The sequence below is a fragment of the Aurantiacibacter suaedae genome (assembly GCF_005434915.1).
Taxonomy (GTDB): domain Bacteria; phylum Pseudomonadota; class Alphaproteobacteria; order Sphingomonadales; family Sphingomonadaceae; genus Alteraurantiacibacter; species Alteraurantiacibacter suaedae.
Genome location: NZ_SKCG01000001.1, coordinates 1,188,346 through 1,200,407 on the forward strand (window position 1 = coordinate 1,188,346; position 12,062 = coordinate 1,200,407).

Consider the following 12,062-nt stretch of genomic DNA (forward strand, 5'->3'; position numbering starts at 1 on the left):
TTGTCTATAGCCGATACCGCAAAACTTGTCACATTGGTCGTAATCGCGGTCGAAGGCTGGCACGAAATTAGGGATGGGACAATGGCGAGGATCGGACAAATTGTGAAAGCTCGGATCCGCGGCAAGTCATCTAGGGCTCTTGCCGCACTGTTGCTTTTTGCGTCTAGCTTCGCCGTCTCTGCTCAGGAAGCCCGACCAGCTCCTCGGCCTAACTTCGTCGTGATATTTGTCGACGATATGGGCTGGGGCGACCTGTCCTCGTCCGGTGCCGAATACATCGACACGCCCAACATCGATTCCATCGGCCAGGACGGGCTGGTCATGCCGCAGTTCTACGCCGGATCGAACGTCTGTTCGCCGAGCCGGGCCGCGCTGATGACGGGGCGGTACGCCCCGCGATCGGGGATGCAGTTCGTGACGAGACCGCATTCCGACTGGGGCCTGCCGGGCGAGGAAGTGACCATCGCCGAGATGTTGCACGATGCCGGCTATGCAACCGGCATGGTCGGCAAATGGCACCTTGGCCACCGGCTCGAATTCTGGCCGACCGAGCAGGGCTTCGACAGTTTCCTCGGCGTCCCCTACTCCAATGATCAGGAGCCGTTCAGCCTCTATCGTGGGACCGAGATTGTTCAGCGCGAGATCGACCAGACCACGCTCGAAGATACCTATGCGACCGAGGCCGAGCGCTTCATCGGCGACCACGCCGACCAGCCGTTCTTCCTCTATTACGCCAGCAACTTCCCGCACCGCCCGCTGTTTTTTCCGCCCGAAAACACCGGGCGAAGCGGCCCTGCGGGGGACTATGGCGACACGGTCGAGACCATCGACGATTCGGTCGGCCGTATCCTTGCTGCTCTCGACGCGCATGGCCTGCGTGAGAACACCGTGGTTGTGTTCACCAGCGACAACGGCCCGTGGTTCCAGGGCAGCAGCGGCCCGTTCAAGGGGCACAAGGGCGACACCAACGAGGGCGGCTATCGCGTGCCATTCCTGCTGCGCTGGCCTGCAGGCGTCGCCGCAGGAACGCACAACGACGACATGAGCATGGCGATCGACCTGCTGCCCAGCTTCGCGAAGCTGGCCGGTGCGCAGGTTCCGCAGGATCGCGTGATCGATGGCCGGGACGTTACCGCGATGTGGACCACTGGCGCACCCAGCCCGCACGAACTGCTGTACTTCATCAATAACAACGGCCTCGCCGCCGTGCGTAGCCCGCGCTTTAAGCTGCTGCTGAGCGAGTATTACCGCGCCTCCCACATCGACTTCCGTCGCTACACCGCGCCCAAGCTCTTCGATATGCTGGCCGATCCGCAAGAGCGTTACGACGTCGCCAACCGATACCCCGAGGAATACGCGCGGCTGATGGCGCTGGCGGATGAGATGAGCGCGGAAATCGGCCCGATGGCGGTTGACCGTGGCGGCATCTATCCCGACGATCCGGCGCTGCCGCTCGGCCCCGTACTCGAAGAGAGCAGGTAAATACCCATGCGCACCCTGACCGCCTTCGCCATTCTTGCCTCCTGCGGCGCGCTTGCCGCATGTGGGGGCGACGGTGGCACGTCCCAGGCCTCGCCGCAGGTCGCCCGCAGCTGCGCGCAGCTCGACGATACGCCGGTGCGGATCGACGGCGGCATCTTCGCCATGGGCCAGACCGAGTTCTATGCTGAGGAAGGCCCGGTCCGCGAAACGACGGTCGACGGGTTCTGGATCGACCCCCACGAAGTCACGAACCGGCAGTTCGCGGAATTCGTCGACGCGACGAACTATGCGACGGTGGCAGAAAAGCCCGTCGATCCCGCAGCGTTCAACGTTCCTGAAGAGACTATTCCAGCCGAACTTCTGCTTCCAGGCTCTGCCGTTTTCACGCCGCCCGAACAGCCATCGAACAACTATGCCGACTGGTGGACCTACACCCCCGGCGCAAACTGGAAGCGGCCCTATGGCCCCGATGGCGCCGAAGCTCAGCCCGATGAGCCGGTCGTCCATCTCGCCTGGGAAGACATGCAGGCCTACGCCAAGTGGAAGGGCGGACGGATGCCGACCGAAGCGGAATGGGAATATGCCGCTTCCGCCGGGCAGCCTGCCTATACCGAGCAGCCCGAAGAGGCGAATAGCTGGCAAGGCGTGTTCCCTACGGTCAATCAGGAGACCGACGGGTTTAAGGGCATTTCCCCCGTCGGCTGTTATGCCCCCAATCCTAATGGGCTTTACGACATGGTCGGCAACGTCTGGGAAGTCACGAGCGACCTGTTCCGTCCCGGCCACGACCCGGCCGACACCGACAACCCGCGCGGCCCGAGCGAGAACCAGGCTTACGATCCGTACAATCCCGGTTTCACCAGCAGGGTGATGAAAGGCGGCAGCTATCTGTGCGCGCCGAACTACTGCAAGCGTTACCGCCCTGCCGCGCGTCAGGGCCGCGACCCCGGCATGGGGGCGAGCAACGTAGGCTTCCGTCTCGCCTACGACACTCCCCCGGCCTGACCAACTTCCTTCTCCAGGGACTAGGACCTTCAGATGAAAACTGCCAAGCTAACCGCCACTGCGATGGCGCTGATTTCCGCATTCGCCCTCAGCAACTGCGCCTACCCTGCTGATGAGCCAGTGATGGCGGCCCCCACGCCGCCGGCTGCGCAGCCGCAGCTCGGTTTGCGCGCGAAGCAGGCGATCACGGTCGACGGCCTGCAATTTCGCGATGCCGATGGTGATGGCGAACTGGCTGTTTACGAGGACTGGCGGCGCACCCCGCTCGAACGCGCCACAGATCTCGCTGCCCGGATGACCCAGACCGAAAAGGTCGGCACGCTCATGCACTCGACCATGCCCGGTCGCGATGGCCTGCTGGGCCGCGCAGAGACCTACGATCTCGAAGCGCTAGGCAAGCTGGTGAACGACAAACACGTCACCAGCTTCATCACGCGCCTGACGATTGCTCCTGCGCTGCTGGCGGAGCAGAGCAACGCCGCGCAAGAGGTAGCCGCTGCGGGCCGTCTTGGCATTCCGCTCACGATCAGCACCGATCCGCGCAATCACTTCAGCTATGTGCTTGGCGCATCGGACGCAGGCACCGGCACGACCCAATGGCCCGAGCTGCTCGGCTTTGCGGCTCTGCGCGATCCGGCCTATGTCCACGAATTCGGCGAGGTTGCGCGCCGCGAGTATCGCGCGCTAGGCATCCACATGGCGCTCTCGCCGCAGCTCGACCTGCTGACCGAACCACGCTGGCCGCGCGGCAGCGGCACCTTCGGCAGCCAGGCCGCGCTCACCAGCGCGCTGGGCGGCGCCTATGTCGAGGCGTTCCAGGGCGGCGCAGACGGGTTGCAGGCCGATGGCGTTATGACCGTGGTCAAGCACTGGGTCGGCTATGGCGCTCAACCCGACGGCTTCGACGGACACAACTATTATGGCCGCTTTGCCGATCCGGGCCAGTACATGGACCAGCATATCGCCGCCTTCGACGGCGCGCTGAAGGCCCAGGCCGCTGGCGTCATGCCTGCCTATCCTGTCCTGCGCAACACGCAGGTCAACGGTGAAGACCTCGAACTGGTCAGCCCCGGTTTCAGCGCGCAACTGCTCGAAGGGCTGCTGCGTGACGATCTTGGCTATCGCGGGATCATCCTGTCCGACTGGGCGATTACCCGCGACTGCAACGCGCGCTGCGTCAATCCCACCGACGCCGAACCACAGCGCCCGCAGGATATTGCCACGCCATGGGGCGTCGAAGACCTGACCGTCCGCCAGCGTTATGTGAAGGGCCTGAAGGCCGGGATCGACCAGTTCGGCGGCACCGACGATGTTGAACCGCTGATGGAGGCCATCGCCGCAGGCGAGGTCACCATGGCCCGCGTGGATCAGTCCGTAATCCGCATCATGCTGCCGAAGTTCGAGCTTGGCCTTTTTGAGAACCCTTACGTGGAACCGGCGGCGGCAACGGCGGCTATTGGCCAAGCCGACGATGTCGCCAAGGCAGACAGGCTCCAGCGTGAGGCGCAGGTGCTGCTGCGCAACGAGGGCAATGCCCTGCCGTTCGCGGCGGGAGCGAAGGTGTGGCTGAAAGGCATGGCGCCCGAAGCCGCTCAGGCTGCCGGGTTGCAAGTGGTGGACAATGTCGCCGAGGCGGACTTCGCCATCGTGCGCGCCGATACGCCTTCGGACATGCTCCACCCTAACCACTTCTTCGGCAGCCGTCAGAAGGAAGGTCGGCTGAACTTCCAGCCCGGCGATCCCGCCTATGATGCACTGGCCGATGCCAAGGCCGCAAATGTGCCGACGATGCTGGCAATCTTTCTCGACCGACCTGCGGTGCTGACCGAGGTGCTGCCCTTCACCGATGTGATCCTCGCCAACTTCGGGGCGAGCGATGCGGCAGTGATCGATGTCGCGCTGGGCAAGGCCACCGCGCGCGGCCGGATGCCGTTCGAACTGCCGCGCTCAATGGATGCGGTCCTGGCGCAGAATCCTGCCGCTCCGGATGACAGCACTAATCCCCTATACCGTTTCGGTGCGGGCCTCTAAGCCCGGTTGCCCCAACCGCTATTCGATAAGGATACCCTCATGACCGACCGCGCCCAATCGGGCACCGTGCGTACGGCCTTTCTCGCCGTCACGACTTTGTTCTTCGCCTGGGGTTTCATCACCTCGCTGATCGATCCGCTGGTGGCGGCGGTGAAAGGCATTTTCACGCTCAGCAACATGCAGGCGCAGCTGTCGGCCTCGGCCTTCTTTATCGCCTATGGTCTGATTTCGTTTCCTGCCGCAGCACTGATCTCGCGCCTCCATGCGGCCAAGGCGATCCTGCTCGCGCTGACGATGATGATCGCGGGCTGCCTGGTGATGCTGGTGGCGGCCAATCTGGCGACCTACATGCTGGTGCTGCTCGGCCTGTTCATGCTGGCAAGCGGGATCACGGTGTTGCAGGTGACGGCAAACCCGCTGGCGGCAAACCTCGGCAAGCCCGAAGGCAGCCACTTCCGCCTCACCCTGTCGCAAACCTTCAACAGCTTCGGCACCTTCATCGGTCCGTTCATCGGCGCAGTGTTGTTCCTGGAAGGGGTCGAGGTTGTCGATGGCGCCGCGATCACGCCCGAAGCGCGCGATGCGGCGCTGGCCGGGATCGACCGGGCCTATTTCTGGATCTTCGGCCTGCTCGCCCTGCTGCTGGCCTTCTTCTACCTCAGCCGTAAGACCGTGAGCCGCGCGGCCCCGCCCGCCGCCCAGACGAGCAGTGTCGGCGAAATGGTGCGCGATGCGTTCTCGTCTCGCTGGGCCCTGCTCGGCGGTGCGGCGATCTTTCTGTATGTTGGGGCAGAAGTCGCCATCGGCACACAGCTGGCGCTGTTCCTCAATTCAGGTTCGATCTGGGGCCAGTCCGACGCCGCCTTTGCCGTGCCCTTCCTCGGCACTGCAATGGGGAGCGATGGCGTGTCCGGCGTCTCACTGCAGGAGGCGGGCAAGGCTGTATCGTTCTACTGGGGCGGAGCCATGGTGGGCCGTGCCATTGGTTCGGTGCTGCTTGCCAAGGTTCGCGCAGCTCGCCTGCTCGTCCTGTTCACCATGATCGCGGCGGCCATGTGCCTTTATGTTGTGCTGGTCGGAGGCGTCGGGGCTGGTTTCGTCGCGCTGTCGATCGGCTTGTTCAACTCGATCATGTTCCCGGTCATCTTCACGCTGACGCTGGAACGCTCCACCGCCAGCGCCGAGGCGACTTCGGGCCTGCTGTGTACGGCCATCATCGGCGGCGCGTTCGTGCCGCTGGTGGCAGGTGCCCTCGCCGACAGCGCGGGACATACCATCGCCTTCCTCGCCCCCGCAGCCTGCTATGTGATGCTGTGCGTTTTCGCCTTTGCGGCCGGTCGCAAGTCCGACATTCGCGAAGTGGAGGCGGTGAGCGTCCACTAAACCGGAACGCTCTTTCCTTACGACCTAAAAAAGGGGCCTCGCGCCGGATGTGCGCGAGGCCCCTTTTTTACTGGCCGATCACCTGGGTAATGGCACTCTCGGCAAAGCCATAGCGCACGGCCTTGGCTTCGAACATCTGCCCGGCGGCCAGCGCCACTGGATCGACATAGACCTTCCACGCCCCGCCATCGACACGGTAGCCAATGGAGGCGCCCGGCGTCGGCGAAGCGAGACGGACAAGGCCGGCTTCGCCCTGCACAATCTCAGGAGCCTGCGTCACCGGCTGCTCCAGCTGCGGCCACATCCGCTTGACCATGGCCAGCTCGCCGCCCACCGACTGGTCGTCAAACCGCTGCTGATGGCGTGCAAGAGCATCGCGCATCCGTTCCAGTTCGCGGACATAGCGCGGGTCCTGCGCGAGGTTGGCCATCTCGTCAGGATCGGCCCAGGTGTCGTAAAGTTCTTCCTCCGGCCGGGGTGCGGTGAAGTATTGCTCGATGCGCGGTGGCAGTTCGCCCGCTTCGTGCAGACGCCACAGCTCCTGCATCGAACGCTGCATGTCACGGAAGCCGAGGTGCCGGAAGAACGGGCGCTGCGGTTCGTAATTGCGGATGTATTTCCAGCGATCATCACGAACCGCCCGCGCAAAGTCGCGCTGTTCGTCATGGCGATCCATGGCCGCATAAATATAGCCGCGCTCCGGCCCCGTTTCCGAACCGAGGAAGGTGCGTCCGGCCAGCCACTGCGGCACCTCTTCTCCCGCCAGTTGCAGGATCGTGGGTGCGATGTCGACGAAGCTCACCAGCTGACCGTCACGCGTACCCGCACCGTGGCCATCGGGCCAGCGCACCATCAGCGGTACATGCAGACCACTATCGTAAAGCGAGCGCTTGGCGCGCGGGATACCATCGCCGTGGTCGGTCGTGACAATCACGATGGTGTTGTCAGCCAAGCCGTCTTCTTCAAGCTCGGCCAACAGGCGCGCCACAGTCTGCTCATAGTAGTAGATGTTGTCGAGCATCTGCGCGAGTTCGGCCCGCACCAGACGCGTGTCAGGCAGATATGGCGGCACCACCACGTCCGCTGGATCGTGGATCTGCGGGCGACCGGTCAGCGCTTCGCGCAGCTGCGCACCGAGGCGGGCGGCCATGGGATGGGCATCCGGCGCAAGATCGGGCGGGAAGGTCCAGCTCTCGTGGGTCTCCATGATGTTGACCATGGCGAAGAACGGCTGTCCCGCCGCCCTGCCCCGCCACGGGTGCGGCGCATCGCTATCGTCCCAGATTGTGAACGGACCGCCGGTGTGGCTCATGGCAAGCTGATAATCGGTCTTGCCGTTGTTGCTGGTGTAGTAGCCCGCGCGACGCAGAAGTTCGGGATAGGCCTTGATATAGGGCGGGGGGACCGCAGCGTATGGCAAGCGCGAGCCATCCTCCAGCGCCACGCCCGAGGCGACGCGCATCTGCTGCGCGCCGATTGATTCTTGCGGCACGCCCATCGCCAGCGCCGCCCGGCTGGGGGCGCACACACCTGCGGTGGTGAAGGCCGCCTCGTAAAGCACCGAATCCCCTGCGAAGGCATCGAGCACCGGCGTTTGTGCCACCGGGTCACCATAGGCCCCGATGTGCGGGCTCATGTCCTCGAACACGATCAGCAGGAAGTTGGGCCGCTGGGCCTGCTCGTCCTGCGCTTGGGAAGGCGTGGTGGCCAGGCTGGCCAGCGCCCCCGCGCAGATTGCAATACGTCTTAGGATCATATCGACACTCCTGCAAAAAAGTAAGGCGGCGGCGACTGTTGCCGCCGCCGCCTTATCATGTTGGCGGTCAGAGAGAGGAGAGGTGACCGCCCACTTGATGAGGTCAGAAGTTGAAACGCCCCTGCAGGCCGAAGTAGCGCTCCTGGTTGCGCCACACCTGCGCGGTCACACGTCCACCTGCGCTAGTCGAGTAACCAACAGCCTGCGGCAAATTCTGGTCGAACAGGTTTCGCACAAAGAGACTGATCGAATAATTGTCGTCCTTCGATTCGATGCCGATCGAGGCGTTGACCAGCCAGTAATCGTCGAGGCGCGCCAGCGGATTCTGGTCCAGCGCAAACTGGACTGACGACTGGTAACTGAAGTTACCCTGCACAAAGCCGTCGACCGGCGAGCTGTCACCAAACGGCACCGTTTGCCGGGCGAAACCAGTCAAGCGGAATTCCGGAGCGTTGGGCAGGTCGGCGCCGGCCAGATCCTGCGCACCGTTCACGCAGCCTTGTGCTACGGTCTGCCCCGAATAGCACGGCCCACCCGGGAACGTGTCGATCTTCGCATCCATGTAGGTCGCACCGAGGCGGAACGTCGTCAGATCGCTCGGCTGGAACACAGTTTCGATTTCGACGCCCTTGGTCGAAATCTCGCCCGCGTTGGCCAGCTCGAAGGCAACGTCGTTAGGCCGTTGCGCCTGCGCCTGGTAGTTCTGATACTGAGTGTAGAACAGCGCCAGGTTGGCCGAGAACACATCGTCCCAGGTCGAAACCTTGGCGCCGACTTCGAAGGCATCGACCGTTTCCGGTTCGACCGGCTCGGTGCCTGCGAGCGAGCCGAAGGCGGTGTTCACGCCCGCGCCCTTGTAGCCACGAGCATAGCTTGCATAGACGTTGCCCGCGCCGAAATCGTAGCGCGCACCGATGTTGCCAGTGACGGCCGTGTCGCTGACCGAGCCGTTGAAGTCGGCGGCGGTACCGGCAGCCCCGGGAAGGGGGATATCACCGGGTACCACCACATCTGCCGGATCGCGCAGCACCGACCATTCCAGCTTTTCGTGCAGAACGCGCACGCCGCCGAACAGGTTCAGGTCGCCCAGATAGACATTGCCGCTGACGAAGGCTGCAAGGTTGGTGGTCTTGTTGTTGCTGCTGAACTGGCCGCTGCGCGGTACCACGGTACCATTTTCGCGCCGAACCCAGCGGCGCTGGAAGGTTCTGTCGAGATCAACGTGATAGGCAAAGGCCCCAATCAGGAAGTCGAAACCGCCAAGGTCCGGTGATTCAAGGCGCAGTTCCTGACTGTACTGGGTGAGGTTGTTCGTACCCTTGTTCAGATCCCACAGGAAATAGCTGCCGTCAGCCGGAGGCGTCAGCGACGAGGTCAAATCGACGTCGATGTTGTTCTGGAAGTCATAGCTGCGCACCGCGGTGGTGGAGTTGAGAACGAAATCGTTGCTGAACAGGTACTCGGCGTTCATCTGCCCGCCCCACTGCTCGGAATCGCTGCGCGGCGGAGTGTTCACGTTGACGTCGGTGTTGGTGAGGTCGATTTGCAGCGGCTTGTTCACCTCGACGACCGCGGGGTTGAGCGCCCGCGCCAGCACGAAGGTCGGCGTCGACACCGAATTTCGATAATCACCGATGAATTCGAGCGAGAAGTTGTCGGTCGCCTCGATCTGCACCTTTCCGCGCACGCCCCACGATTCATAACCGTTGTAGGTGTCGCCGTTGAAGAGGTTGTCGCTGATGCCATCGTATTGTTTGTAGAAACCACTGACGCGCGCCGCGACGCCTTCGGTGATCGGACCGGATACCGAGCCGCGCACCTGATATTCGTTGCCCTCAGCATACATCGCGTCGAATTCGCCGCTGAGGTAGTCAGTGGCGTCTTTGGTAGTGACCGAAACCACGCCGGCCGAGGCGTTCTTGCCGAACAGCGTCGATTGCGGGCCGCGCAATACCTCGATTCGCTGAACGTCTATGAAATCCTGGAAGCCCTGCCCCGCGCGCGCCATCACGACGTCATCGAACACAATCGACACCGACGGCTCAACGCCTGGCGAGAAGACGTTCGTACCGATTCCACGAATATTGAGTGAGCTGTTGCCTTCATTGTTACCTTGCGTGAAGGTCACGCTGGGAACCGCCTGCGATATCTGGTCGACGCCGCTGACGCCAGAATTGTCAAGAAGTTCGCCCGAAACGACCGACACAGCAACCGGCACTTCCTGCAGGGTCGCCTCACGGCGCGTGGCGGTTACGACGATGGCGTTGCTGCTTACGTCGCGACTTGCCGTCGACGTATTGGCGGGCGGGCTGTCCTGGGCGGCGACCGGAGCTGCAACGCCCAGCGCAGCAACACACGACGACAGCAATAGACTTTGGGTAACCTTCATATATCTCCCCCTGGGTTTCATGCGATGAGAATCGCGATTTTTCGCGCTAATAGAGACAACGTTGCCTCAGGTCAATACAACGTTGTCTCAGCCAGTTAAAGTGAGGCGTGGTGCGATGGCCTGCTGACCTGGCCTATCAGGGCGGTCCACCGGTCACTTAAAGTTCCGGCGGCTGTTGGTCACTCTGCTGGGCGGCCTGAAGCGTATCTCTTCCGCGCCATTCATCAGCTCCTTCCAAGCCGAAAATAGCCGAAATCCTAACTCTCAAAACGGACCGGGCAGGCCATCACCTCCTCCATGATGATCTCGCTACCTCCGGCTGCTTCGTTCGATAGCGCCAACACGTCGTCAGCAATCTTTGCCGGCGGAGCGCTTTGCGGCGAGTCCTTGAGCCCTTCCATCCGGTCGGCTGCCACCTGCGGTGTCTGGATATCAAGGACGAAACCACAGGCACTATCGCCGCGAGCCAGCTTGAGAAACACACGGCCGAATTGTGGTGACTCAAAAGACCGCAAATTTAATGGCCAAATATAATCAAAACTCTTTTCTCTGAAATATAAATAACAGATACTTAAATAGTATAATCCAATTTACTTCCGGCCTGTTATCCTTACACCATCTCCATCCGCGCCCTTACCGAAGCGAGATCAGCGGCAAAGTCCCGCTCCTGCGCCGCACGCGCATCACCGTCGAGGCGAAGCAGGTAAGATGGATGAACCGTAACCCACAGCTCGCTTCCATCTTCCAGCGCAATGGCCCTCCCGCGCACCTTGTTAATGCTCACCGTCTTGCCGAGGAGGCTGCGCGCCGCTGAGGCGCCCAGCGCCAGTACCAGCTTCGGGCGCACCAGCGCTCGCTCTCCCTCGAGCCACCAGCGGCAGGTGTCGATTTCTTTTGCCGTAGGCGACTGGTGCAGTCGCCTTTTGCCGCGCTGTACGAATTTGAAGTGCTTGACGGCGTTGGTGACATAAACTCCGGCCCTATCGATCCCCGCCACCTTTAATGCAGCGTCAAGCAGCTGCCCGGCAGGCCCGACGAACGGCCGCCCAGCCAGATCCTCCTGATCGCCAGGTTGCTCGCCTACGATCATTAGATCGGCATTGCGGGGCCCCTCGCCCATCACGGCATGATTCTCGAGATCGCCGATCGGGCATTTGCGGCATTGGCTAACGGCCTTCTCGATGGCCTCCAGTGTTTCGGGCTGAGGGTCGAATTCCAAAGCGCCAGTCGCGACCATCTCGCTCTCGCGCTTTTGTGCGCCTGCCACCAGCTCCGGAATGAGCGCGGTTTCAGGCATATTCTTCCAGTATTTCTTCGGCATCTCTTTCAACATCGCGCCGATCTTGAGCCGCGCCGGGTTAAAAATGGAGGCATAATAGCGCCGCCACAAATCCTCGGTCGGATCGCCATCGGGCGCATCGGACTTCTGCGCCGCAGGGCCTTCACACAGCACCTCGCCATTCCAGTGAAGCGAGCCGCGCGGTGTCAGGATCGACCAGCGCATATTGGCAAACCGGCGCACGAAAAAACCGGCATTGGCGCGCAGAATATGATGTTCGGGTTCGAACCAGGCGACGTAATGTTCGCGGTGCCCCGCCTCATCGCCTTCCTGTCCGCCCGCCTCGACCAAACGGAATCGTACGAAGGCGTGCATCTTGTGACTATCGCGCCGCACCGCCTTGCCCAGCGCGTCGAGCCGACGCACATCAAAGTCGGCCTTGTCTTCCATCAGCCGGGTGTCGTCCTGCAGACGCCAAAGCAAGCGGTAGAGCAGCGCAAAACGGTCGGGATCCGAATGCAGTGCCGCTTGGCGCGCCAGCGATAGGAAGGCCTTGCTCGCCCGCACGATAGCGGATGAACTATCTGGCACAGGCACATCAGCAAATTCCGAATCCGCAAACAGGCTTTTCGTCCCGCCCGGCTCTATCCAGGAAACACGGTCGGGCGGAATGTCACATTGCACCAGCGCCCGCGCCCTCTCGCGCCAGAAGGCGAAATCGTCAGGCGCCGGCATAT

The 12,062-nt window shown here is 62.5% G+C and carries 8 protein-coding genes; 4 read left to right on the top strand and 4 right to left on the bottom strand.

Translation table 11 applies throughout. The features are described from left to right. Positions 1-219 precede the first annotated feature (219 nt). From E0473_RS05605 to E0473_RS05620, 4 genes are read left to right on the top strand one after another with little or no spacing between them, the layout of a single operon-like run. Positions 220-1,482 carry a sulfatase family protein gene (locus E0473_RS05605; RefSeq protein ID WP_161981525.1) on the top strand — a complete coding sequence of 421 codons (1,263 nt, stop codon included), beginning with the start codon at positions 220-222 and terminating at the stop codon, positions 1,480-1,482. 6 nt (positions 1,483-1,488) lie between these two features. Continuing rightward, a complete protein-coding gene (locus E0473_RS05610; RefSeq protein WP_137679824.1) occupies positions 1,489-2,487 on the top strand; it encodes a formylglycine-generating enzyme family protein in 999 nt (332 codons plus the stop codon). Positions 2,488-2,520: 33 nt separating this feature from the next. Continuing rightward, positions 2,521-4,518, top strand: coding sequence for a glycoside hydrolase family 3 protein (locus E0473_RS05615; RefSeq protein ID WP_241657342.1), 1,998 nt, complete (start codon positions 2,521-2,523; stop codon positions 4,516-4,518). Between the two features lie 39 nt (positions 4,519-4,557). After that, positions 4,558-5,901, top strand: a complete 1,344-nt coding sequence (locus tag E0473_RS05620; protein ID WP_137679825.1) for an MFS transporter — start codon at positions 4,558-4,560, stop codon at positions 5,899-5,901. Positions 5,902-5,968: 67 nt separating this feature from the next. Here the strand turns inward: E0473_RS05620 and E0473_RS05625 are convergent, their stop codons facing one another. The 4 genes from E0473_RS05625 to E0473_RS05640 all read right to left on the bottom strand — a co-directional run bounded on the left by E0473_RS05625 (position 5,969) and on the right by E0473_RS05640 (position 12,060). Beyond that, a complete protein-coding gene (locus E0473_RS05625; protein WP_137679826.1) occupies positions 5,969-7,657 on the bottom strand; it encodes a sulfatase-like hydrolase/transferase in 1,689 nt (562 codons plus the stop codon). A gap of 103 nt (positions 7,658-7,760) precedes the next feature. After that, entirely contained in the window at positions 7,761-10,046 is a 2,286-nt protein-coding gene (locus E0473_RS05630; protein WP_161981526.1) for a TonB-dependent receptor, read from the bottom strand. Between the two features lie 257 nt (positions 10,047-10,303). Further along, positions 10,304-10,528: a hypothetical protein gene (locus E0473_RS05635; RefSeq protein WP_137679828.1), complete on the bottom strand. Its 225-nt coding sequence runs from the start codon at positions 10,526-10,528 to the stop codon at positions 10,304-10,306. A 128-nt stretch (positions 10,529-10,656) separates the two neighbouring features. Continuing rightward, positions 10,657-12,060 carry a UdgX family uracil-DNA binding protein gene (locus tag E0473_RS05640; RefSeq protein WP_241657343.1) on the bottom strand — a complete coding sequence of 468 codons (1,404 nt, stop codon included), beginning with the start codon at positions 12,058-12,060 and terminating at the stop codon, positions 10,657-10,659. Positions 12,061-12,062: the final 2 nt, after the last annotated feature.